This is a genomic window from Bifidobacterium sp. SO1 (assembly GCF_018555335.1).
Lineage (GTDB): Bacteria > Actinomycetota > Actinomycetes > Actinomycetales > Bifidobacteriaceae > Bifidobacterium > Bifidobacterium simiiventris.
On the sequence record NZ_JAFEJR010000003.1, the window covers coordinates 89,620 to 115,536 of the forward strand.

Genomic DNA, 25,917 nt, shown 5'->3' on the forward strand with positions numbered 1-25,917 from the left:
CGATCGTGATACACATGGCCGCGGCGAGTCGGAAAGACGCGAAACGAACGGCCCGGATCCGTCACCGTTGCAGGGTCTTGAGCATGGCCAGGGCCTCGGACACGCTCACGGACGGTACATAGGCGCGCATGACCGCAAGCCCCAGCTGCGGCAGGGCGGCTGGATCGGGATAGCACACATACACCGGCTCCTCGCTCGGCTGGAACTTGCGCTTGAAGTTGAACAGGGAATGGAAACCGTACGCCGGCTCCATCCAGTCGGCCACGATCTGCAACGCGTGCTGCAGCATCGCCGTGCCGGTATCGGTGTGCCCGGTTCCGTCTGTATTGTCTCGGTCGGGATTCATGCCGGCCAGCGGCGCGGCCGACAGACTCATGAACTCGACCGCGCGGTCCGGATCATCCTGTCCCTCGTCACGCAGGCGTTCGGCCATGCGCGCGATCAGGAACTCCATGACGCCGTTCGGGGAATCGGTCCGATGCCGCATGAAATCCAACGTCCAGCCGACGATCCGGCCATCGCGCCACGTCGGCAGCCAACTGGTGACGCCCAGCACCAGTCCGTTTTCGTCGACCGCATACAGGATCCGCACGCGCGGGTCGCGCAGCTCCTCGACACCGCCCAGCGTGAACTTCATCTCCGGCAGCGCCTTCTGTCCGGCCCACTGCTCGGAAATCTCCTCGATCTGCTCGCGCACGTCCGCACCGGCGTCATCGAACGTCGTGAGCACGTCCACGATGCCGTCGCGCTTCGCCTTGTTGATCGCCGTGCGGATGTCCTGCCATTTCTTGCCGGTTGTCTTCCACGTGCGCGGATCGACGACCATCTCGCCGCCCACTTCAAGCGAATACCAGCCGGCGGCCACCAGCGCGTCTCGCTGTTCGCGATGCACTGCATAGAACGCCGGCGACCACGAATGCGCCGCGCAGAACCGTGCGAACTCGCGCAGATCGCTCAACCATTCGCTGCTCTCGCCGAACGGGCCGGTGCAGGTCAGGGCGATGCCGTTGACCACGCGGTACGCCACAGCGGAACGGCCGGTCGGGGAATACCAGTATCGGTTACCTTCCCACGTGGTCATGAAACTCATCGATTCGCCGTCGTGCTCGACCAATGCGCCGGCTTGATGTCGCGCGCGGTCGTCGATGACGAGCACATCGCGCAGCCAACGTACGCATACGATCAGCACCACCGCCCAGAACACAAAACCGACGCCCTGATACACCACGGACGCAGGTACTGTCAGCGGCATGAACCGCAGGCGTGTGCGGCTCAGGAACCCGATCGGAATGAACCGGCCCGGCAATTCGGCCAGCAGATCGGGCAACGTGGCCGATGGGCTGAACTCGCCCGGCCACAGCAGACCGTACCCGAGATAGACGACTACACAGGTCAGCAATGCGGCCAGCATCGAAATCAATCCCCGCCGCAGCCGCCGGGCATCGGTACGAATCGGGAAATGATGCAGCGACATGAGCAGCGCGGCGGCGAACGCGACGGGCAGCAGCGCGTTCGCCAGACATGCCATGATCGCCCCGTGGCGGGTCAATGACGCCAGACCGTCCGGGGCGAACGCCAGCGGCATGACCAGATAATAGACGACAGTCAGCGCGGCCGCGCCCAGATTGCACAGGGCCGTCACCCAAGCGGCGAGCCGGCGGCCACGATACAGCCCCCACGCCATGATGACCATCACCGTGGTCGGCAGCAGCGAACGCAGGATCGCGCCCGGCATCGAGGTGCGCAACAGATCGAACTGGAAGAAACATCCGCGATGCGCGGCACCTGCCAGACATGCGGCCAGACGGGTGGTATCCGGGTCGGCCGGGCTGAGCATCAGGCCAAGCGAGCTCAACGGTCCGACATGCGTAGGCGAGGTGATCGCGAGGATCGGGCCGAGCGCGAGCACCAGCGCGAACGCGGCGAACATGCGACGAGCCTCGAACGACGTGTTCAACTGCCAATGCATCGGATCGATGTGCGACGTGGCGGCACCGGAGCGCCGCACCATGAGCGAGCCGATCAGATGACCGGTCAGTGCGGCCGCCAGCATGCAGTAGTTGCCGGGATTGCCGCTGAACAGCAGCACGGCGAAGATCGACGCGTAGCCGATCAGCCTCATACGCCGCCTCCACAGCGGCCGGCTGAACGCGCTCGCCGCCATCAGCATGCCCACGCCAAGCGTCAGCGGACTGAGCACGAACCGAACACGGTCGATGACGGGCGTGCCCTGCATCAGCGCCGCGAAACCGGCGCACAGCAACAGTCCAAGCACCGTGCCGGCCAGCGTCGACACGGCGCCGACCAACAGCATGCGGACACGTCCCAACAGCGGTTCCGACAGCGACAACATGACCAGCAGCAGGACGACGTCGATCAGCAGTTGCAACACGCCTCGAGCCAGCAGCAGCGTCGCGAGCAGCTTCGACAAACTGAACTCGCCCATCGACGTGGCCAGTTCGGTCAGCGGCAGTCCATGACCGAGCATGGCGGCGATGATCCAGACGACCACGTTGCAGACCGCGAACGTGGCGGCGAACCAGACCGAAAGCAGGTGCGCCATGATCCAGCTGCGGACGTCGCCGAACAGCGCGCGCAGGGCGGGGGAGTACTGCTTGCTGGGCCAGGCGCGACGTCCGGTGCGGCCGCCGGTGGATGCGCCGTTGCGCGCCCCGGGTTCCGGCGGTTGTTTCACTGGCTCCGGCTGCGGCTGTGCCGGCTGTGCCGGCTGTGCCGGATTGATATCTGTCGATACGCTCATCGAATCACCTTCAGTCTCGTGTAGTCCGACCATGTCTTGTCCGTCCTTCCCAATCCGATCCGCGCGCACCACCACGGCAGGGCCGCCTGAAGCGTCGCGTTCACCGCATGCCAGTCATGCCCGGTGCCGGGAACCTCCAGTGTGACCGTGTCCATGCCGGCCTTGCGCGCCGCCGCGCCGATCGTGCGCACATTGGCGAGTGACGTCTTGTCGTTCTCGCCGGCCGCCAACACCGCCGCCTGATCGGACGGCGCATGCGCGGCGATCGCGTTCGCCGGAACCTGAGATTCGTAGGCCCGCCTGTCGCCGCCGAAATACGTGGTGACCATGTGGTCCACGCTGCCGTCGGTCGGTGCGATCTCGCCGTCCACGGCGATCATCGTGCCGAACAGTTCCGGATGGCGCGGCGCCAGCTGCGTCGAACAGGTGCCGCCCTGCGAGAACCCGCCGATCGCCCAGTCCGCGGCTTTCGCGGACACCGGAAGGTGGGCTCGAATCCAAGCCGGCACATCGCCTGTCAGATACGTTTCCGCCTTGCCATGTTTCGTTGTGTCGGCGCACAGGCTGTTGATCGTGTCCGCACCGTTCTGATCAGGAGAGACAACGATCGGAGCAAGACCGTCATGCTCGGCGGCATAGTCGTCGAGCAGCGCGGTGATGCCGCTGGCCGACATCGCACGCCCCGGGCTGCCCGGCTGGCCGGCGAGCAGGATCAGCACCGGCAGTCGCGGCGGAGTTGTGCTCAACGCTGCCGGCGGCAGCCAGACCAGCGCGTCGCGCGCCTGAAAACCGGAGCGCTCATTGCCGATATGCTGCGAATACGTTTTGCCGTGTGCCGGCATGGACGGCAAATCGTCATCCGCCGCCAGCCTGCGCCACCGGGCCACGCTCATCGAGCCGTCTTTGAGTCCGGCCGAGTCGACCGACCGGTACGGCGTGTATCCGAACAACGAGCCGATCGTCTGGTATTCGCCGTAGATCGCGTCGATGCGCAAGCCCGTGCAGACCAGCAGGATCGGCACCATAAGCGCCGAGAGCGCGCGGCGTACACCATGTGCCTGCACCGCCGTCGCGACCGCGAATCCCATGGCGGCGCACCCTGCGGCGGCCGTGAATATCACAGGCCAGCCCAAGGAAACGCCGAACACCATGATGCCGTCGGAGATCAGCCATGCCGCCAGCAGTCCCAGCGCGCCCGAACCGAGCGCGACGGCAGCCTGCATGAGCAAAGCCTTCCTGTCGTCACGCAGCATCTGCCATACGACCAGCGATACGAGCCCGACCGCGCCCAGCGCGAACGCCGTCGACGGCACCGGTCCCGAGACCAGCCCGACCGACATTAACGAACGCATCCAAGCTGTCAACTCCTCCATATCGTGCCTCCCCATGCATGATCCAACCGCGATAGTGTAGGCGGCGAATCTGCAAGCGCAAATCCGCCGCGGGGACGATATCGGCGCGCGTATGCCGGTCGATACGATCGATGTCTCGCATACGCCGGGCGAAACACGAAACAATCGTGAACATCGCATGCGCCATGCGCGCTTTGTCAGCAACGGCGAGGACAATAGACGCGATATGCCGTCATGCATGGGGCCAGGAGGGCGAGGCGCCCGATCCCGATGACGGCTGACCGCGAAGCAAGCAGACAGTGAAACTACTCGTGAAGTGCAGGTTTATGACCAACGACAACAAACACGCTGTAAACGACGATGAGATCGAGGAACTGTGGATCGCCCGCAAGGGGGAGCGCCCCCACGTGGAGCCATCGACGGCCGGCACCATGCCCGATACCGCTGACGCGACCGACGGGAACGACGCTGCCGCGGATGACGCGCAGGACGACGACCAGTCTGACGAGCAGGCGGAACGCAACGAACGCCGGTGGTTCAAATTCCGCAGCAAGCCGTTCCCCGGCTGGCTGTACGCCATCTTCTTCGTCCTGTTCGATCTCGCCGCCGTCGCCGCACTGCAATGGGGCGTGTCGCTCAAAAGCACCCGCGTCAAGCTTTCCAGCCCCACCGTCGGATGGGGATTCGTCACCAAGATGTGGCTCAGCCACAACTTCGTGCTCGTGCTCAACCTCATCTTGTGGGGCGTCATCTATCTGATCCTGCTCATGCTCATCAACCGGTTCTGGATCGCCACACCGATTTTCCTCGCGATCGCGATCGTCATCGCCGTCATCGAGCATTTCAAGGTGCAGATCCGCTACGAGGCCGTGCTGCCCAGCGACCTGAACTTCCTCAAGGCCGATAAAGGCAACCTGCTGAGCTTCATGCCGCCCGGGGCCCACTGGACGATCATCGGCGCCAGCTCGATCTTCGTGGGCGTGGCGCTCGTATGCTACCTGCTGTACCGCATGGACGGACGCAACGGCCGACTGATCCGCTTCGACAACCGCGGACTGGGCTTCACGGTGCGTCTGCTGCTCATCCTCTTGCCGGGCATGTTCTTCACCCTGTACACGATGCAGGTGAGCACCGTTGGCTCGTGGGCGAAGTCGTTCGCCACCGTGATGGGCGACAAACCGAGTATGTGGGATTCCGTCTACGACGCGCAACGCAACGGCCCGCTCGTCTCGTTCACGCGCCAGCTCAACCCGCGCATCATGGAAAAGCCCGCGAACTACAGCGAGGAGACGATGCAGGCGCTCGCCAAGAAGTACGCGGGCGAGGCCGAGACGATCAATGAGAACCGTTCTGCGGACATGACCGATTCGACCGTGATCTACGTGCTGAGCGAATCGTTCTCCGACCCGTCGCGCGTACCCGGCCTCAAGGTCAACAAGGACTCCATGCCGAACATCCGCAAGATCAAAAGCGGCACCACATCCGGCCTCATGTTCTCGTCCGGGTACGGCGGCGGCACCGCGAACCTCGAGTATATGGGCCTGAGCGGCCTGAGCATGGCGAACTTCGATTCGTCGCTGTCGAGCCCGTACCAGCAGCTTGTGCCGAGCGAGCACTGGACGCCGACGATCAACCAGATGTGGGGCGCGGCCAAGTTCTCCGAGGCGTTCCATCCGTACGAATCGTCCATGTACTCGCGCCAGACGAATTATCAGAAGTTCGGGTTCTCGCATTTCTATACGCTGACCGGCGACGGCAAGGGCAACGACATCATCAAGTACCAGGACAAGATCGACGAGTCGCCGTACGTGTCCGACGAGGCGACGTACCGGAGCGCGCTCGAGGAGATCTCGAAGACGGACGAGAACCAGTTCATCCAGATCATCACGATGCAGAACCACATGCCGTACAACAACTGGTACTCCGACAACGATTTTACGGCCGAATCGACTGATCCGTCGCAACCGCTCGAGAAGGACGAGACGAAGTCGATCGAAACGTACCAGAAGGGCGCGAGCCTGACCGACGAGGCGACTGCCGCGTTCCTCGACGAACTCGACAAGCTCGACAAGCCGGTCACGGTCGTCTTCTACGGCGACCATCTGCCCGGCATCTACGAGACGGCCAGCGCGGACACGAACAACTCGCTCGCGCTGCATCTGACCGACTATTTCATCTGGTCGAACAAGGCGAGCGGTTCGCAGGGCACCGACATCGACAACGACGCCTACTCGTCGCCGAATTTCTTCGTGGCACAGGCGGCCGAGCATATGGATGCGAAGGTGTCGCCGTATCTCGCGTTCCTGACCGAGATGCATGCGAAGATCTCCGCGATGGAGCCGCCGGTGGTCAATTCGATCCAGGGTTGGGACCGGATTCCGGAAGGCCAGAACATCTACCTTGATGCCGACGGCAAGCCGATGGCCGAGTCCGATTTCGACGAGGAGACCAAACAGCTGTTGGAGGACTACCGGCTGATCCAGTACGACATCACAGCCGGCAAGAACTATCTCAAGTCCACCGGCTTCATGGATCTGCCGTAACGGAGGATATGCCCGTCCATCGTCTGCCTGGTACGGCGATGGACGGGCGCGGACAGACGGTGGACGGGATACGCAGGGGCGCGAAGGATTGTTATTCGGTGGCCTTGGCGATGATGGTCAGGGCCTGGCAGATCTGGTCGTACGCCTTCTGGAACACCGGGAAGTCCTTGCGGTGAGGGTCCTCGATCGAGATCGGGGCGGGCAGCATCGGGCGGATCATGGAAGCGTTGTCGATCACCGATTCCAGCCGTTCCTGGCGAGTGGAACCGATGATGAACCCCTGATTGGCGCAGTAGGCGCACATGTTCGCGAAATCGGGCAGCAGGAACGTGCGGCGGCCTGCGCGTGGCGCGATCGTGGCGATGTCCTGACGCTGGTGCGGTTCGAAGCAGAAGATCAGATCGGCAGAATCGGCCAGTTGCGGCGTGATGCGTTTGGAACGGAACGCGCTCGGGTCGATGCCGGCCTGTTCCATGAGTTTCGCGCTGGACGGGTCGATCGCGTGGCCGGCAAGGCCGCGGGTGCCGGCGCTGTCCACGGTGATCGACGGATCGTTGATGTAGTGGGGGAGCAGCAGCTCGCCCATCGGGGAACGGCAGATGTTGCCGGTGCACACGAACAGAATCTTCATGCCTACCACCTTAGTTCGGGGGAAAAGGGTGTGACGTCAGTGCGTGTCGGTTCCCGGGATCGGCCTTACCGGTCCCGGGAACCGGAAAAGTGACATATATGCACATTCGCACATTGCGATATCCCGGAATACCGCCGTTTCGTGCGAAAAAACGATCATGGCCGGTTCCCGGGATTTTCCGTGTGAGATCCCGGGAACCAGCCATGAGCTGCCATGCGGACGCTTAGCGCAGGGCGAGGTTCGCCGCACCGATCAGGCCGGCGTCCTGGCCGGCGGTGGCGGCGACGATCTTCGCATGGCCGCGGTAGGCGCTGCCTTCGAGGAAGCGGGCGTAGTTGTAGCGCGCCGGCTCGAGCAGGATGTCGCCGACGGCGACCACGCCGCCGCCGATCACGAAGATGTCCGGATCGAGCACCGCCGCGGTGGCGGCCATCGTGCGGCCCAGCCACTCGCCGATCTTGTTGAAGGCGTACAGGCCGAGCACGTCGCCCTCCTGGGCGGCCTGCGAGACCATCGGGCCCTCGAGCTTGGTGATGTCGCCGTCGCACAGCTCCAGCAGACGCTTGGCGTCCTGCGGGCGGCGGCGCACGGCCGACTTGGCGAAGTTCTCGAGCGAAGTGCCCGAGGTGTAGCGTTCGGCGCAGCCACGCAGGCCGCAGCCGCAGTGGTCGCCATCCGGGACCATCGGCAGGTGGCCGATCTCGGCGGCCATGCCGAAGGAGCCGCGGTACAGCTCGCCGTTGATCACGATCGCGCCGCCGAGACCGGTGCCCACGGTCAGCGCCACCATGTTCTTGCTGCCCTGGCCGGCGCCATGCACGTACTCGCCCCAGCCGGCGCAGTTCGCGTCGTTCTCGATGACGACCGGCACCGCGTGGTCGATGAGCGCGCCGATATGCTCGGACAGGTCGTAGTTGATCCACGCCGGGATGTTCGCGGCGAAGGTCATGGTCTTGCGATCCGCTCCGACGTTGCCGGCGGCGGAGACGCCGATCGCCTTGATGTCGTGGCCGGCGGCGGTGGCTTCGCGGTAGACCTTGGCGATGTTCTCGTTGATCGCGTCGGCGTTCATCGGCGTGGGGACGCGCCAGCGCTGGACGATGGCATCGTTTTCATCGCACACGGCCGCGGCGATCTTGGTTCCTCCGATATCGACGGCGAGGGTGGACATGGCTCTCCTTTGATTGTTCCTATGCCTGTTAGACACTGGAATGATAACGGTTGCGTGAGACGATGCGGACGATTTGCGCTTAGGATGCCGTCAAAACGTCGCCGTTGGTATGCTGGGAGCGTTCACACTCGGCGTGTCTTAGTTACCAACCGTCAAGCAAACGATGTCAGTCAGTGCGCGACCTGTCGCGTCGGCATTGTTTCGCGCGAATATGCTGAATCCCTTTGGAATTGCGGCAATTCCAAAGGGATCGACGTGCCCTGGATCGGATTCGAACCGACGACACCCGCTTTAGGAGAGCGGTGCTCTATCCCCTGAGCTACCAAGGCGCAAGTGTCCATTGTACATGGTGCCGGCGGCATTGCGTCGCGCGTGCCTCGAATTCGTGAAAGGAATGGAAAAATCGTGGCGATGATCGGCAATGACGCGACGGCGGCCGGGCATATCCGTTACAGTGGTCGCCGTGCGTGTGAAGCAGAGGAAACAAACCCGCAAGCCGGTTCGAAAGCCGGTCCGCCAGTCGCCGGCGTGGCGTGTGCGGGTCATGGGATGGATCGCATGGTTGCTGGCGGTGGCGGCGGCCGTGAGCGTGGCCGCGCGCATGCTGCCTGCCGACATGCAGGCGTTGCCGTACGTGCCGGTGCTTGTATCCGTCACGCCGTGGTTTGCGTTGGTCGCAGTGTTGGCTCTGGTACTGGCTTTGCTGGGCCGGCGCTGGGTTGCGGCGTTGGTCGCGGTGCTGTGCCTCGCCGCACAGGTGTGGTGGCAGTACCCATTCTTCCGCGCGTCCGCCGCATTGCCAGCCGAGGCCGGGCAGGCGGTGTCGGGAGCGTCGGCGAACACCGGTGACCGGTATGCCCGTGTCATGACCTGTAACGTCTATAAGGGACGTGCGGATGCGGCCGCCATCGTCGAACTGGTGCGCGACCAGCGCGTCGAAGTGCTCGCGTTGCAGGAGACAAGCGACGATTTCGTGGCGGCGCTCGATGAGGCCGGCATCAAGGATTATCTGCCGTACTCGCAGGTGTCCACGTCGGATGGCGTGTATGGCAATGGACTGTGGTCGGCGGCCCCGCTGGAGGATCCGGCCGACGATGACGTCAATTCGAGCGCATCGTTCATGCCGGGCGGCACCGTGACATTCGTCGGGGATGATGCGCAGGAGATGCCGATACGGTTCGTGTCCGTGCACACGACCTCGCCGACGCCAGGATACTGGGCGCAGTGGAAGCGGTCGCTGGACGAGCTGGCGCTGATGCGTTCGCACACCGATGCGAGGTACGTGTTCATGGGGGATTTCAACGCGACCGTCGACCATACTCCGTTCCGCATGTTTCTCGGCGACCGGTTCACGGACGCCGCATGGCAGTCCGGCCATGGCTTCACGTTCACGTGGCCGGCCGACAAGTCCCCATTGCCGCTGTTCGCGGGCATCGACCATATCGTGCTTGACCAGGGCATCGTGGCCGGGCAGATGCAGGTTCGCAGGATCGCCGGCTCGGATCACGCGGCACTGCTCGCCACGATCGCGGTGGAACCGGCGAAGTGAGCGGCCGCGGTAGCGGATCGCGAAGGGAACTCAGTCGAGATTCGACTGGGCTGAGCCGTTAAGCGGACGCGCAGCGTCTGTAGGCGAAGTGAGCGGCCGCGGTAGCGAGTCGCGAAGGGAGCTCAGTCCAAATTGGACTGAGTTCCAGCGGTGTCCGCGCTGGTGGCCTGTTCGGCCTGCGCCGCGTCGAGCTTCGCCCTGACGTCGTTGAGCAGGCTCTGCGCGCGCTGGGCAAGCGCCTCGCCGATCTCCCACTGGCGCATCGACTGATCGAGGTTGAGCCCGCCGGCCTCAAGCGCCTGCACGGCCTGGATGAGCTTGTCGCGCGCCTCCTCGTAGGGCATCTGCGCGATAGCCTCGCGCTCCTTGTCGGTCAGGGAGGAGGTGGCGGCGGTGGTCTTATTGGTCTTATCGGTCATGGTGAATTCCTTGTGTAATGGTGGGCATATCCGCCCAGGTCGGTTTCGTTGACGGCTCCTTGTGCGGGAGTCGGGGGCACACGGTTCAGGAGACGGTGGCGTTGAGCGGCCCATGCTTCAAGGTGATGGTCAACGGGTCGCCGCTCGAGACGGCAGCGGGATCGTCGAGTACATGTCCGCCGGCCGCCTGCACGACCGCATAGCCGCGGTCGAGCGTCGATTGCGGACTCAGCGCGGTCAGGCTGGCGTGCAGCTTCTCGACCGTCAGGCTCGCGTCGTCCACGATGCGAGTCAGGCCGATATCCATGCGCCGCCGGGCGTCGTCAAGGAACCGCTGATGCGGTTCGAGCATCGTCAACGGTCGAGTCAGGCTCGGCCTGTTCGCATATCCCTCGACCAGTCGGATCTCGCCTTCGACCCGTGCCTCGATGCGCATGCGCGCCCGATGGATCGCGTTGTCGATCAGCTGCCATTGCTCACGTACGTCCGGCACGACCTTCTTTGCTGCGTCGGTCGGCGTCGAGGCGCGCAGGTCGGCGGCCAGGTCGATCAGCGTCCAGTCGTCCTCGTGACCGATCGCTGAGACGATCGGCGTGACGCAGGCGGCCGTCGCGCGTACCACCGATTCGTCCGAGAATCCGATGAGATCCTCGAACGCGCCGCCGCCGCGGGCCACGATGATCACGTCCACATCCGGATCCTCGTCCAGTCTGCGGATCGCGGCCACGATGTCGGGCGGGCACTGCGGTCCCTGCACGTGCGCATGCACGACCTTGAACCGCACGGACGGCCAGCGCAGGTTCACGTTCGTGATCACGTCGCCCTCCGCGCGGGCCTGTGGCGCGCAGATCAGGCCGATGCACGACGGGAACTCCGGCAAGGGCACCTTGCGGTCGGCGTCGAACAGTCCCTCGCCCTTGAGCTTCTTGCGCAGTTCGTCGATCTGTTCCTTCAAACCGCCGCCCGAACCGATCTTGCGGATCTCATCGCCGATGAAACTCAACCGGGTCTGCTTGACCCAGATGTCGGCCTTGCCGTGGATCACCACGCGGTCGCCCTGCCGGAACGCAGCGGCCTGCGCGGCGAACGCGCGCCAGCCGGACACGGAGATCGCGATGTCCTCGAAATCGTCGCGCACGGTCAGATACGCCGAACCGGCGCGGCGCGTGTTGATTTCGGTGATCTGACCGCAGATCCACGCGGACGGCCACTTCTCCACGGCGGTGTGGAACTTCTGGCTCAGCACTGACACCGGCCACGGCCGTTCCGCGGTCGTTTCGCTGGCCAGTCGTGGCAGTTGGTCGAGCGGCTGCGGCGCCGGCGCGTTGGTTCCCATATCCCAGTTCATACAGTCCAGATTCACCTATATAACGGACAAGGCCCGCTGTCAGGCAGCATTCGTCCGGGCGCCGCGGCGCGATCCCGCAGGGCTCGAGCGCGACACGCTGGGAGCAATTCGTTACGTAAATCACACAACTGCGCTTTCGGCTTGATTCTGCCACTTACCACTATATTTAGGAGAAACACGGCGCGCCGACACTAGATATCGGGGTGGGGTTGCCGTACAGTACATAGGGCTTAAAACTTAACGGCCATGGCTCGGCCGGCGGAAACCGGGCGGGACAGCCAGACGACAGGAAGGATTTCAGATGGAAACTCAGGTGATGGACACCGCCTCGACGACCACCCGTGCCGCCAAGGGCGCGGTGCTGGTCGAGAAGCGTGACGGTCGCGTGGTCGACTTCGACCCGATCAACATCATCGAGGCCGTGAAGTCCGCCTTCGGCGACCTCGACAAGCAGATCGGACCCGAAGAGGAGAAGATGATCCGCGGCTTCGCCAACCAGGTCGAAGGCGAGATCAAGGGCCGCTACAACGGCCCGGCCAAGATCGAGGACATCCAGAACCTCGTCGAGCACGCGCTTATCGACGCGCACCTGTACGACGTGGCGCGCGCCTACACCAACTACCGTCTCGACAAGGACATCCAGCGAGCCAAGGCCACCGACGTGAACGAGGCCGTCGCCCGCTTCATCAACCAGGATCCGACGCTGATCCACGAGAACGCGAACAAGGACGCCAACGTGTACGCCACGCAGCGCGACCTGCTCGCCGGCGCCGTTTCCAAGGCCGCCGCGTTCAACATGCTGCCGCCGGCTGTCTCCAACGCCCATATGAAGGGCGACATCCACTTCCACGACGCCGACTACTCGCCGTTCACCGCGCAGTCCAACTGCTCGCTGCCCAACTTCTGGGACATGCTCGCCAACGGCTTCACGCTCGGCAACGCGCCGATGGCCTCCCCGAAGTCCATCGCCATCGCCGCCACCCAGATCACGCAGATCATGAAGGACGTGGCCTCCAGCCAGTACGGCGGCCAGACCGCCAACCGCGCCGACGAGCACCTCGCCGTCTACGCGCGCAAGGACTACGAGAAGTTCCTCGAGGAGGCCCGCGAGACCATCCCCGATGGCATGCCGGTCGAATTCGCCCGCCGTCAGGTCGAGAACGCGAAGAAAAACGAGCCGACCAAGCTGCACTTCGGCTCCCGCGAGCCGCTGCCGATGGACACGCCGTTCCATGACGACGTCGACGAACTCGAGCAGGAGCGCGAGATCCTCGCCAAGATCCGCACCCGCAAGGCCATCTACGACGCCATGCAGACGATGGAGTACCAGATCAACTCCAACCGCGTCTCCAACGGCCAGACCCCGTTCGTGACGATCGGCTTCGGCCTGGGCGCCGACTGGTTCGCCCGCGAGATCCAGCGTGCGATCCTGTTGAACCGCATCCGCGGCCTCGGCAAGGAGCACCACACCGCCATCTTCCCGAAGCTCGTGTTCACCGTCAAGCACGGAGTGAACGCCGACAAGGGCGATCCGAACTACGACCTGAAGCAGCTTGCGCTCGAATGCGCCACCAAGCGCATGTACCCGGACGTCGTGTTCTACGAGAACATCGTCAAGATCACCGGCTCCTTCAAGGCGCCGATGGGCTGCCGCTCCTTCCTGCAGGGCTGGATCAACCCCGCCACCGGCAAGGACGAGGAAGACGGCCGCATGAACCTCGGCGTCGTCTCCGTCAACGTGCCGCGCATCGCGCTCGAATCCCACGGCGACAAGAACCGCTTCTGGAAGCTGTTCGAGGAGCGCATGGAAGTCGCGCACCAGGCCCTGCAGTTCCGCATCATGCGCTGCAAGCAGGCCACGCCGGTCAACGCCCCGACCCTGTTCCGCTTCGGCGCGTTCGGCCGCCTCGGCGCGAACGACAACGTCGACGAGCTGTTCAAGAACGAGCGCGCCACCGTCTCGCTCGGCTACATCGGCCTCGCGGAGACGACCGCCGTGTTCTACGGCAAGAACTGGATCCGCGACCACGGCTGGGACCCGGAAGGCAAGGAGTTCGCGCTCTCGATCGTCAAGCGCATGAACGAGCTGTGCAAGCAGTGGAGCAAGCAGGAAGGCTACCACTACTCCGTGTACTCCACGCCGGCCGAGTCGCTCACCGACCGCTTCAACCGCATGGACCGCGAGAAGTTCGGCCGCGTCGAAGGCGTGACCGACCACGACTTCTACACCAACTCGTTCCACTACCCGGTGTGGCTGCAGCCGACCCCGATGGAGAAGCTCAACTACGAGAAGGACTTCCCGTACTACGCGTCCGGCGGCTTCATCAACTACTGCGAGTACCCGTGCCTGCAGGACAACCCGAAGGCGCTCGAGGCCGTGTGGGATTACGCCTACAACGTCGGCATCGGCTACCTCGGCACCAACACGCCGATCGACCACTGCTTCGTGTGCGGCTTCCAGGGCGACTTCGAGCCGACCGACGAGGGCTTCAAGTGTCCTGAGTGCGGCAACTCCGACCCGGACAAGTGCAACGTGACCAAGCGCACCTGCGGCTACCTCGGCAATCCGGTCCAGCGTCCGATGGTGCACGGCCGTCACGAGGAGATCTCGCACCGCGTCAAGCACATGAGCGGCGAGACCGGCCATGTGACGCTGGCCGACGGTCAGACCCGCGAGTGGTTCGAAGAGGCCAAGTAACTACTGATATCGCGAAAGGTGTCCGCGTCCCGCTGGGGAAGCCGATACATGTTGCGTGACACGCTCCAGGCCGCTCGGCCGAGTCTTACGGTCTCGCAACATGTATCGGCTTCCCCAGCGGGACGCTCGTTTTCGCTCAACGTTACGGTTGGGCGGGAGCGGAAGGGGTAGGAGGGTGATGATGGATAAGACGCCGACGTTGCATGATTTTGCGGCGGGGGAGACGGGGCGGGGGCCTTCGATTCCTACCGACGAGGCGAACAATCCTCGTGCCGGTCAGTGGGACGGTCGGCGCATGTCCAAACGCATGATCGCCGACTACAAGACGTTCATCGTCACCGACGGCGAAGGCGTGCGCAATTCGCTGTACGTGTCCGGCTGCCCGTTCCACTGCGTCGACTGCTTCAACTCGTCCATCTGGGACTTTCAGGCCGGCCACGAATACACTCAGCGGCTCGAGGACAAGATCATCGACGACCTTCGCGCCCCGTGGGTGCAGGGCATCACGTTCCTCGGCGGCGAACCGCTGCTTAACACGCCGGTGCTCGTGCCGCTTGCCGAACGCATCCGCGCCGAGTTCGGGATGACCAAGGACATCTGGTGCTGGACCGGCTACACGTGGGAGGAACTCATGCGTCCCGGCGAAACGCCGGACAAGCTTGACCTGCTGCGTCTGATCGACATCCTCGTCGACGGCCGCTACATCAAATCGCAGCATGATTCGCTGCTGCAGTTCCGCGGTTCGAGGAACCAGCGCATCCTCGACGTCCCCGCCTCGCTTGAGGCCGGCAAACCGGTCATCTGGGCCGGTCTGCACGATCAGGAGCGCGACATCCCCGAAATCTACCTTAAGGACCGCATGGCCGGCGAGGACTCGCAGTCGTCGTCGTGACCGATCTGCGAACGTCTCTGCAATACATATGATGATGGCCCCGCACATGGCAAGATGTGCGGGGCCATCATCATATATGCGACTATCCGTCCGATCGTCGCTCACTTCACGCGCTTGACGGCGAGAATCAGCAGGCCGCCGATCACGCAGATGATCGTCTCGGTCGGGAAGATCCAGCGGTAGTCGTTGCCGGAGATCGTCAGGATCGCGCCGGCGATGGCCGGGCCGAAGATCTGGCCGAGCGTGTTCGCCATGTTGATGATGCCCAGATCCTTCGCCGCGGTCTTCGGATCGGGCAGCACGGCCACGTTCAGCGCGCCGTCCACCGCGTTGTACGCGCCCATGCCGATGCCGGCCACCAGCGCGTACGCGTACATCGTCCACGGTTCGGCTGCGAAGAACGGGAAGAACGCGCCCACGCCGAGCATGATCGTCGTGATCGCGACCGGCAGCTTGAGACGGTGGAACCGGTCGGCCAAAGGTCCTGCGATCACGCAGAACACGATGCCAGTGACCATCAGGATCATCGACATGATCTTGAGCGCCGCGTTCTGGCCGTCCGCATCGAGCTTCATGTAGTCGCTGAAGATGTACAGCTGGTAGCCGACGATCACGTACTGGCCGGTCACCATGAGCATCTTGCCGACGAGCGCGAAGTAGTAGTCGCGGCAGTTCTTCGTCGGGAACATGAAGTTGCGTTTGATCGACTCGGCGTCGAACTTGGCGCGCGCGGCGTTCAGATTGCTCGGCTCGCGCATGATGATCGGCGAGACGACGCCGCCCACGGCCGCGATGAGCGCGAAGATGAGCACGCCGGTCGAGATGGCCGCGTTGTCCTTGATGAAGCTCGACGCGATGATGCCCGAACCGTAGTTGCCGATGGCCATGCCGATGCCCCAGCATGAGGAGATCGTGCCACGCCAGCGCGGGGCGATGCGGTCGGAGATCTGCGCGATCATCGGGGCGGTCACGCAGTTGAGCGCCACGTTGTACAGCGTCCAGATCACGAGCAGCATTGGCCACGAGCCGGCGAACGCGAACCACACGAAGAACAGGCCGCAGGCGATCGACGCGCACACGATCCACGGGGAGCGCGAGCCGAAGCGGGAACGCGTGATGTCGGACAGGGCGCCGGCGATGATGTTGGAGATGGTCGCGGCGATCATGGCGACCAGCGAGAACAGCGGGATGAGCGCGACCTTCTGGCTGGGGGCGAGGATCTGCAATTTGGCGGGCAGCAGCGTTGCGGACACGCCAACATAGGCGAGCATCCAGCAGGCCGGGCCGACGAGGAGCCCTGCACCGAGGCGGGTGGGCAGCGTGGGCTGCTGGTCGTTGGTGACGCCGTACGCGGGCTGGTGTTCGGCGATTTCCATGGATGTGGTTGCGTTATCAGATCCGTTGCCTGCAGACGGCACTGTTTGTTCTGACATGCGATATTCTTCCTCTATTTGTCAGGCTTGTAGAAGGTCTGACTCCGTTTATTGATGATGTTTGCGTAAACATTTGCGTGATATATCATACGACATGCTGTGACATTGTGTGCACAAAAGTTACGAAATGTTGAACTTGCGGCGGCAGATGCGGTGATGGACGCAGCCGTGGTTGCGGTGGCGGGTACGGTAATGGCAGCAACGATGGGTGCAGTGATGACGGTGACGATGAGTGCGGTGGCGGGTGCGATGACGACGAAGACGCGATCCTGCGACCGTCAACCGTCACCATGTTCGAGTGATGATGAGAGCGGCTCGAACATAGTGATGATTCGGGTGACTGAACCGTCACTATGTTCGAGCGGTGTCCGTAAAGACTCGAACATAGTGACGGTTACGGCGGCAGTCCCTTGGCCGCAATCCGACAAAGCGGGGCGACGTGCGGGGTTTACCGCCTTCCTCTGTTAGATAAATCACGCCGGCCCAGCTCCCCAGACGGCTGCTTGGGCGGGGCTTCAGACTACAGTATGAAAGCTGAGAGGCCGGGCAACGCATGAATCGGATGCGCCACGGGATGGCACGCATCCGCGACGGACGAACCGCGAAACAGCGAGCAGACCCATGATTTCATGCCCCGGAAGCAGCTTAAAGAGGTTTACATGGTGAACGAAGCACATACCGCGGCGGACCGCCACGATACGAAGCCGTTGCGCGTGGGACTCGACATCGGTTCCACCACGGTCAAGGCCGTGGTGCTCGATCAATCCGACTCACTGTCCGACACCATCTTCTCCGACTATCGCCGTCACCATGCCAACGTGCGAGCCACCGTCGCGGGACTGCTCGTCGACATCCACAAGGAACTCGAAACCCGAGGCCGCGGCGACGAGCCGATCCGTCTGGCCATCACCGGCTCCGGCGGCCTCGCGCTCGCCGACAGCATGCACGTGCCGTTCGTGCAGGAGGTCATCGCCGAAACCGAGGCGATCGACAAGGAATATCCGGCCGCGGACGTCATCATCGAACTCGGCGGCGAAGACGCGAAGATCACGTACCTGAAGCCCACGCCCGAACAGCGCATGAACGGCTCGTGCGCGGGCGGCACCGGCGCGTTCATCGACCAGATGGCCACACTGCTTGACACCGACGCCTCGGGCCTCAACGAAATGGCGAAAAGCTACGAGAACCTGTATCCGATCGCGTCGCGCTGCGGCGTGTTCGCCAAAACCGACTTGCAGCCGCTCATCAACGACGGCGCCGCCAAGCCCGATCTCGCCGCGTCGATCTTCACGGCCGTCGCCACGCAGACCATCGCCGGCCTCGCCTCAGGACGCCCGATCCACGGCACCGTCATCTTCCTCGGCGGCCCGCTGTTCTTCATGAGCGAACTGCGCGCCGCGTTCCAGCGCGCGCTCGACGGCAAGGTCGACGAGTTCATCGTGCCGACCAACGCCCACCTGTACGTCGCGTACGGTGCGGCATTGCAGGCCGACATGGACAGCGACGACGAAGGACACCATTTCGAGGCGCGCACCTGCGACGACATCTTGCACTGTCTCGACGAGCTGAAGAACCTGCCGTCCAACACGCCCACCATGCCGCCGCTGTTTCCCACCGAGGCCGACCGCGAGGCGTTCAACGAGCGCCACCACCGCGAGCACATCCACATCGGCACACTCGAGGGCGCGCATGGTCCGCACTTCCTCGGCATCGACGCGGGTTCGACCACCATCAAGGCGACCCTCGTCAACGACGACCGCGAGATCGTCTGGTCGAGCTATGCGAACAACGAAGGCAGCCCGCTGACCGCCGCGATCAACATCGTCAAGAAGATCCAGTCCCAGCTGCCTCAAGGCGCGTGGATCGCGCGATCCTGCGCGACCGGATACGGCGAGGGCCTGATCACCACCGGCCTGCACCTGGACGAGGGCGTGGTCGAGACGATGGCGCACTACCGCGGCGCCGAAATGGTGAGCCCCGGCGTCACTGCCGTGATCGACATCGGCGGCCAGGACATGAAGTACCTCGCCATCACCGACGGCGTGATCGACTCGATCGCCGTCAACGAGGCGTGTTCGTCCGGTTGCGGCTCGTTCCTGCAGACGTTCGCCATGTCGATGGGACTTACCATCCAGGAATTCACGCAGAAGGCGCTTGCCTCGACCCACCCGGTCGACCTTGGCTCGCGCTGCACCGTGTTTATGAACTCGTCCGTCAAGCAGGCGCAGAAGGAAGGCGCCTCAATCGAGGACATCGCCGCTGGCCTGTGCTATTCGGTCGTGCGCAACGCACTGTACAAGGTCATCAAACTGCGCGATTCCGGCGAACTTGGCGACACGGTCGTCGTGCAGGGCGGCACGTTCTTGAACGACGCCGTGCTGCGCGCGTTCGAACTGCTCACCGAACGTCAGGTGACCCGACCGAACATCGCCGGCCTCATGGGCGCATACGGCGCGGCGCTCACCGCACGCATGCACTACGAGGACGTCGCGGACGACGATCACGAGCATGTGCTTGCGGACGGATCGTCGGCAGAGTCGAACGCGGACGGTGCGAACGGTACTGCGCACGGCGCGGCCGTCGCCGATACGTCGGTTGCCGCCGGCGATGCGGCCAAGTCGGCCGACATGGCCGGTGTCGACGTGACCAATGCGGCCGCCGCCGGACACGAGCACGAGGTCGTCGTCGACGGCGTGCATCACACCGCATCGTCGATCCTGACCGGGGAAGCCCTCGACAACATGTCGATGACCACCGAACGCGACGTGTGCAAGCTGTGCCAGAACCACTGCAAGCTCACCATCACCACGTTCTCCGACGGCTCGCGCTTCGTGACCGGCAACCGCTGCGAACGTGGCGGCGACGCGAAGAAACAGCGCTCCGACCGGCCGAACCTGTACGACTACAAGTACAAGCGCTGCTTCGCCTACCGCCGCCTGACGGACAAGAAGGCCACGCGCGGCGAGATCGGCATCCCGCGCGCGCTCAACATGTACGAGAACTACCCGTTCTGGTTCACGCTGCTCACCTCGCTCGGTTTCAAGGTCATGATCTCCGGCCGCAGCTCGCACGAACTGTTCGAGACCGGCATCGAATCGATCGCATCCGAGAACATCTGCTACCCGGCCAAGCTCGTGCACGGCCACATCAAGTGGCTGCTCAACAAGGGCATCAAGACGATCTTCTACCCGTGCGTGAGCTACGAGGACAACCTCGTGCCCAACACCGACAACCACTACAACTGCCCGGTCGTGGCGAACTACCCGCTCGTCGTCGGCGCGAACATGCCCGAACTGCGCGCCGAGGGCGTGCGCTACATGCACCCGTACTTCAACCTCGCCAACCACGAGCTCATGGTCGACCGTATCGTCGAGGAGTTCGCATGGGCCAACGTGACGCGCGAAGAGGCCGAAACGGCCGTCAAGGCCGCGTACGCCGAAGACAAGGTGTTCAAGAACGACGTGCAGCAGGAAGGCCTGAAGGCGCTCGCGTACATGAAGGAGCACGGCTGCCGCGGCATCGTGCTCGCCGGCCGCCCGTACCACGTCGACCCGGAGATCAACCACGGCATCCCCGAGACGATCTGCTCGCTCGGCATGGTCGTGCTCTCGGAAGACTCGATCTGCGAACTGCAGCCGGGCGAAAAACTCGATCTGACCGAGTTCCTGGCCGCCGGCGAGGAGGACCCGCGCAAGAAGAACGCGAACGGGTTCCGTCACGTCGGCGACCGCAAGGTGAGCGTCAACCGCATGCCGCTGCGCGTGACCAACCAGTGGGCATACCATTCGCGGCTGTATGCGGCGGCTCACTTCGTCGCCTCGTATCCGGGACTCGAACTCGTGCAGCTCAACTCGTTCGGCTGCGGCCTCGACGCGATCACCACCGATCAGGTGTCGGAGATCCTCGCCGACAAGGCCGACGTGTACACGCTGCTCAAGATCGACGAGGTGTCGAACCTGGGTGCGGCGAAGATCCGTCTGCGCTCGCTCAAGGCCGCGGTCGAGGAGCGCGAACGCAATAAGGCGAAGGCGGTCGCGGCCGTGTCCGCGGCGGCCGGTGACAATTCGTCCGTGACGTCCGTCGGCAAGCGGGATCAGATGATCATCAACGGTTCGTCCGCCGCCGAGATCAAGGCGCGCGAAGCCGCCCAAGCCAAGGCACAGGCCGATCTGGCCGCCGCGGAGACGCAGCTTCAGGCAGCGAAGGAACAGCTCGCCGCTGCGCAGGCCGCAGTCAAGGCCGCCGAAGCCAAGCGCGCGGCCGCCGATACCGCTGCCGGCGACGTTGCGGCTCCGAAGCCGACCGGCTTCCGCAAGACCGGTTCCCAGGCGCCCACCGCCGGCCGCCAGGTCCTGCTCGACACGACGATGGCCGCCAATCCGAAGCTCACCGAATCGGTGCGCCGCGCCTCGCGCCTCGCCGCGCAGCGCGACATCGAGGCGGCCGCGCAGTCCGCCAAGTCCAGGAAGCCGTCCAAGTCCGGCCACAACAACGCGACTATGTCGCGCTACGCGCACCGCCAGAAGTTCCTCAAGGACATGAAGAAGGACTACACGATCGTCGCCCCGCAGATGAGCCCGATCCACATGTCCCTGGTCGAGGCGGTCATCCGCTCCGGCGGCTACAAGTTCGATATCCTCAAGCACGCCAGCCGCGAGGACGTCGAAACCGGCCTCAAATACGTGAACAACGACGCCTGCTATCCGGCCATCATGGTCATCGGCCAGCTCATCGACGCGATCATCCAAGGCAAGTACGATCCCGACCACGTCGCGCTCGCGATCACGCAGACCGGCGGCATGTGCCGTGCGACCAACTACTTCGGCCTCATCCGCAAGGCCCTGATCGACGCGGGCTACCCGCAGATCCCGGTCATCGCGATCTCCACGCAAGGCCTGGAGGACAACCCGGGCTTCAAGGCCACGCCGGCGCTGCTGCACCGCGCGATCAAGGCGCTGATCCTCGGCGACCTACTCATGAAGTGCCTGTACCGCGTGCGCCCGTACGAGGTCGATCCGGGCTCGGCGAACAAGCTGTACGAGCAGTGGGACACGATCGTGCGCGAGACGCTCGAACACCACGGCTTCTCGAAAACCGCGGCCAAGACACCGTGGCTGGGGAAGGCGTACCTGCCGTACGGCACGCTTGCGGCCGAGATCGTCAAGTCGTTCGACGCGCTGCCGCTTAAGGACATCCCGCGCAAGGTGCGCGTCGGCGTCGTCGGCGAGATCCTCGTCAAATACCAGCCGGACGCGAACAACCATGTGGTCGACGTGATCGAATCACAGGACTGCGAGGCCGTGGTGCCCGGCATCATGGAGTTCATGACGACCCGTCCGTACATCACCGACTGGAACGAACGCAACCTCGGCATGGGCGGCAACCAGCAGCTGTACGCGCTCATGCGCTGGGGCCTCGACCGGTACAACGCGCCGATCCGCAAGGCCATCGCGCTCGCGAACGGCAAGTTCAAGCAGGACGATCCGATGCCCGAGCTCGTCAAGAAGGCAGCCGAGGTCACGTCGATCGGCGTGCAGGCCGGCGAAGGCTGGCTGCTCACGGCCGAGATCCTTGAGCTGATCGAACAGGGATGCCCGAACGTGATCTGCGCGCAGCCGTTCGCCTGTCTGCCCAATCACGTGACCGGCCGCGGCATGTTCGGCAAGATCCGTCGTCTGCACCCGGAGGCCAACATCGTCTCCATCGACTACGATCCGGGCGCGAGCGAGGCGAACCAGCTCAACCGCATCAAGCTCATGATCGCGGCGGCCAAGAAAGCTCACGACAAGTTGATTGCGGCGGATTAGTCTGTGATTGGGTAGCTTGGCCGCCGCCTTCGCGGGTTGCCTGTATTGCAACCCGCTCACTTCGCCTACGGACAGTGCACTGCACTGTCCGCTTAACGGCTCAGCCAAGAAAGCTCACGACAAGTTGATTGCGGCGGATTGATTGGCGGCCGGGTAGTCCGTTATCGGTTTTTCGTATAGCCGGACGGCCGCGTCGCGGCATATTCGTCGGCTAAGCTGGGCGCATGAGTACACCGCGCATCAGTTATGCCCATTTGCTGGCCAAACCGAATCCGAAGCATGTCCAAAGCCTGCTCGACTTCTTCGAGCATGGCCGGTCCAAACGCGGAACCGGCGGCTTCGGCGTGGAGATCGAACACTTGCCGGTGCACAACAGCGACGACACCGCCGTGAGCTACTACGAGCCGAACGGCATCGAGACCCTGCTCAAGCGCATCGCCCCGTACTACGACGAAACCAAGGAATACTGGGAGAACGGCCATTTGGTCGGCTTGGGCCGCGAAGGCATCGCCGTTTCGCTCGAACCGGGCGGGCAGGTCGAATGCTCGCTCGGCATCCTCAAGAAACCCGAGGACCTCAACACGCTGTACCGCTCGTTCCGCCGCGACGTCGACCCGGTGCTCGACGAACTGGGCTTCCGTCTCGTCAACTACGGCTACCAGCCGAAATCGAGCTATGCGGACGTGAAGGTCAACCCGAAGGACCGCTACGACGCGATGACCGCGTACCTGGGCCGCGTCGGCCAGTTCGGCCCGTGCATGATGCGCTGCTCCGCGTCCACGCAGGTGAGTATCGATTACGTGGATGAGCAGGATGCGATCGAAAAGCTGCGGCTCGGTACCGTGGTCGGTCCGATCCTCGCATGGTACTTCCGCAACACGCCGTACTTCGAAGGCGAGCCGAACCCATGGCCGCTGCTGCGCCAGCGTATGTGGGATTTCCTCGACTTCCAGCGCACGAACGTGATCCCCGGGCTGTTCGATCCGCGCTTCGGCTGGGAGGACTACGCGGTGGACGTACTGTCGACGCCGCTGATGTTCGCCGATCTGACGCATACGCCGGAGGCCGAGGGGCTCAGCGGCAAGGAACTGCATCACCCGGCGTTCTACGAGAACGCGGGGGAGGTGTACCCCGATCGTCCGCTCAACCCGTACGAGATCAACCACATCATCTCCACGCACTTCAACGACGTGCGCCTCAAGAACTTCATCGAACTGCGCCACTGGGATTCGCTGCCGCTGGCCCGTGCCGAACGGCTCACCGAAATCGTCGCGTCGTTGTTCTACGTGCCGGAGAACCGCGAACGGCTGGTCAGCTACTTCGATGGCATCCGCGAAGAGGACGTGTTCGAGGCGAAGACGAACCTGCAGGCGCACGGCCGCAATGCCGCGCCATACGGCCAGCCGCTCGAGTTCTGGAAGGAATTCCTCGGTCTCGAAGGCGTGCTGGCGGATGAGCCTGGCGATCCGAAGCACCCTGACGTGTTCCAGGAGTAATCCCCGGCAGACTCATGCCGGCGGTTCCCGCCCGTCCGCGCATTGGTTGGCCGGCCCGAATAGGATGCAAGAAAACAGGTGCATCGAAAGGGTCGACCATGAGCGTGATACGAGTGATGGGTACGGAAACCGAATACGCGGTGTCTCGCGCGGACGGGCAACACGCCAACCCCGTGCAGCTGTCGTTCGACGTGGTCGGCGCGGCAGCGACCGAGGCGAACGCGCACATCCGCTGGGACTACCGGCAGGAGGATCCGGTCAACGACGCGCGCGGCACCAGGCTTGAACGTGCCGCGGCCCGGCCCGACATGCTCACCGACGCGCCGCAGCTCAACATCGTCAACGTGATCGCCGCCAACGGGGGTCGCGTCTACGTCGACCATGCGCATCCCGAATACTCCGCGCCCGAAACCACCGACCCGTTCGAGGCGGTACGTTACGACCACGCCGGCGACCGCATCATGCTGGCCGCCGCACGCAAAGCCACCGATATCACCGGCCGGCCGATCGTCCTGCACCGCAACAACGTCGACGGCAAGGGTGCCAGCTGGGGGACGCACGAAAACTACATGATGCTGCGATCCGTGCCGTTCGACACCGTTGCACGCCTGATGACCGCGCACTTCGTCACCCGGCAGATCTACACCGGATCGGGCCGTGTCGGCATCGGCGAGCACAGCGAGACGGACGGCTACCAGCTGAGCCAGCGCGCCGACTACTTCCACATGAAGGTCGGTTTGCAGACCACGTTCGACCGTCCGATTATCAACACGCGCGACGAATCACACAGCACCGACCAATACCGCCGTCTGCACGTGATCGTCGGCGACGCGAACCGCATGGACGTGCCGCAGACCCTCAAGCTCGGCACGACGTCGATGCTGCTGTGGCTGGCCGAACATGCCGACGAAGCGGGACTTGACATGGACGACCTGCTCGGCCAGATCGAACTCGCCGACCCGGTCGCCGCCATACACGACGTCTCGCACGACCTGACACTCGCCGAACCGCTGCCGTTGGAGCACGGCGGCACGATGACCGCGTGGCAGATCCAGGTCACCCTGCGCGCCGCCGTCTACGCGGCGTCCGCAATGATGTACGGTACCGACACCAAGGGGGAGCCGGTCTGGCCCGACAAGCCGACGCGGTCGATCATGGCGATGTGGGGGCAGGCGCTCGCCGACACCGGGGCCATCCGGCACGCCGACGACGATCACCGACTGCAGCTGAGCGCCGAGGCCGGCCGCATCGAATGGCTGTTCAAATGGCAGCTGCTCGAAAAACTGCGCCGCAAAGGCTCCGGCAGCTGGCAGGATCCGAAGCTCAAGGCCGTTGATCTGAGCTGGGCCGCGCTCGATCCGGCGCGTTCGGTGTTCGGCAAGCTGCGTTCGCACACCGAACGCGTCAACACGGACGCCGAAATCGCCGCGGCGGCCGAACACGCGCCCGAAGACACCCGCGCATGGCTGCGTGCCGCGATCGTGAACCGGTACCCCGAACAGGTCGTTGCCGCGTCGTGGTCTCATCTGACGGTGCGCGCGCACCCCGATGCGGTCGACGACATCGACTGGTACGGCAACGCCAGTCGCCCGCAGATCAGACAGTCCGACCTGTTCACGCTTGACATGTCCGATCCGCTTCGTTTTGACCGGTCGGCATGTGAACGGATTGTGGACGAATGTTCGAGCGCAGCGGAAACGCTGTCGAGACTCTCTGCGATCATCACCACTTCCAGATAAAATCGAACATGGTAACTGAACGTTTCGCACAAGGGCACAGAGGAAGCCGGCGCGCCGGGCTCTTGGCGCCATGACGAC

General features: G+C 63.9%; 14 protein-coding genes and 1 tRNA gene. 7 read left to right on the plus strand and 8 right to left on the minus strand.

Annotated elements, in window-relative coordinates:
- Positions 1-61: 61 nt before the first annotated feature.
- Together JS541_RS04025 and JS541_RS04030 are read right to left on the minus strand one after the other, a co-directional pair.
- Positions 62-2,563: a DUF2156 domain-containing protein gene (locus tag JS541_RS04025; RefSeq protein WP_236036810.1), complete on the minus strand. Its 2,502-nt coding sequence runs from the start codon at positions 2,561-2,563 to the stop codon at positions 62-64.
- Between the two features lie 194 nt (positions 2,564-2,757).
- Positions 2,758-4,134 carry an alpha/beta hydrolase-fold protein gene (locus tag JS541_RS04030; RefSeq protein ID WP_236036783.1) on the minus strand — a complete coding sequence of 459 codons (1,377 nt, stop codon included), beginning with the start codon at positions 4,132-4,134 and terminating at the stop codon, positions 2,758-2,760.
- A 305-nt stretch (positions 4,135-4,439) separates the two neighbouring features.
- Here JS541_RS04030 and JS541_RS04035 point away from each other — a divergent pair, with 305 nt between their 5' ends.
- Positions 4,440-6,656 carry an alkaline phosphatase family protein gene (locus JS541_RS04035; protein WP_236036784.1) on the plus strand — a complete coding sequence of 739 codons (2,217 nt, stop codon included), beginning with the start codon at positions 4,440-4,442 and terminating at the stop codon, positions 6,654-6,656.
- 91 nt (positions 6,657-6,747) lie between these two features.
- Here the strand turns inward: JS541_RS04035 and JS541_RS04040 are convergent, their stop codons facing one another.
- The 3 genes from JS541_RS04040 to JS541_RS04050 all read right to left on the minus strand — a co-directional run bounded on the left by JS541_RS04040 (position 6,748) and on the right by JS541_RS04050 (position 8,787).
- A complete protein-coding gene (locus tag JS541_RS04040; RefSeq protein WP_214373211.1) occupies positions 6,748-7,287 on the minus strand; it encodes a low molecular weight phosphatase family protein in 540 nt (179 codons plus the stop codon).
- 223 nt (positions 7,288-7,510) lie between these two features.
- Entirely contained in the window at positions 7,511-8,458 is a 948-nt protein-coding gene (locus tag JS541_RS04045; protein WP_214373212.1) for an ROK family glucokinase, read from the minus strand.
- Between the two features lie 256 nt (positions 8,459-8,714).
- A tRNA-Arg gene (locus JS541_RS04050) sits at positions 8,715-8,787 on the minus strand.
- Between the two features lie 215 nt (positions 8,788-9,002).
- On the opposite strand from JS541_RS04050, the gene JS541_RS04055 reads away from it, so the two are divergent.
- Positions 9,003-10,007, plus strand: a complete 1,005-nt coding sequence (locus JS541_RS04055; RefSeq protein ID WP_240539241.1) for an endonuclease/exonuclease/phosphatase family protein — start codon at positions 9,003-9,005, stop codon at positions 10,005-10,007.
- Between the two features lie 122 nt (positions 10,008-10,129).
- Here JS541_RS04055 and JS541_RS04060 read toward each other — a convergent pair whose 3' ends face one another.
- Together JS541_RS04060 and xseA are read right to left on the minus strand one after the other, a co-directional pair.
- Entirely contained in the window at positions 10,130-10,426 is a 297-nt protein-coding gene (locus JS541_RS04060; RefSeq protein ID WP_214373213.1) for an exodeoxyribonuclease VII small subunit, read from the minus strand.
- Between the two features lie 85 nt (positions 10,427-10,511).
- A complete protein-coding gene (xseA, locus tag JS541_RS04065; protein WP_214373214.1) occupies positions 10,512-11,774 on the minus strand; it encodes an exodeoxyribonuclease VII large subunit in 1,263 nt (420 codons plus the stop codon).
- A gap of 301 nt (positions 11,775-12,075) precedes the next feature.
- Between xseA and nrdD the strand changes: the two genes are divergently transcribed.
- Entirely contained in the window at positions 12,076-14,472 is a 2,397-nt protein-coding gene (gene nrdD, locus JS541_RS04070; RefSeq protein ID WP_214373215.1) for an anaerobic ribonucleoside-triphosphate reductase, read from the plus strand.
- Between the two features lie 181 nt (positions 14,473-14,653).
- Positions 14,654-15,364 (plus strand): anaerobic ribonucleoside-triphosphate reductase activating protein, encoded by a 711-nt coding sequence (gene nrdG / locus JS541_RS04075; protein WP_214373334.1) that lies wholly within the window; start codon positions 14,654-14,656, stop codon positions 15,362-15,364.
- Positions 15,365-15,465: 101 nt separating this feature from the next.
- Here the strand turns inward: nrdG and JS541_RS04080 are convergent, their stop codons facing one another.
- Positions 15,466-16,797: an MFS transporter gene (locus tag JS541_RS04080; protein WP_214373216.1), complete on the minus strand. Its 1,332-nt coding sequence runs from the start codon at positions 16,795-16,797 to the stop codon at positions 15,466-15,468.
- A gap of 659 nt (positions 16,798-17,456) precedes the next feature.
- On the opposite strand from JS541_RS04080, the gene JS541_RS04085 reads away from it, so the two are divergent.
- From JS541_RS04085 to dop, 3 genes are all read left to right on the plus strand, one after another.
- Entirely contained in the window at positions 17,457-22,604 is a 5,148-nt protein-coding gene (locus JS541_RS04085) for an acyl-CoA dehydratase activase-related protein (RefSeq protein ID WP_214373217.1), read from the plus strand.
- 224 nt (positions 22,605-22,828) lie between these two features.
- Complete coding sequence (locus tag JS541_RS04090) at positions 22,829-24,100, plus strand: glutamate-cysteine ligase family protein (RefSeq protein ID WP_214373218.1); 1,272 nt, start codon at positions 22,829-22,831, stop codon at positions 24,098-24,100.
- Positions 24,101-24,198: 98 nt separating this feature from the next.
- On the plus strand, positions 24,199-25,839 hold the full coding sequence (gene dop / locus JS541_RS04095; RefSeq protein ID WP_214373219.1) for a depupylase/deamidase Dop: 1,641 nt from the start codon (positions 24,199-24,201) through the stop codon (positions 25,837-25,839).
- The last annotated feature ends 78 nt before the right edge of the window (positions 25,840-25,917 follow it).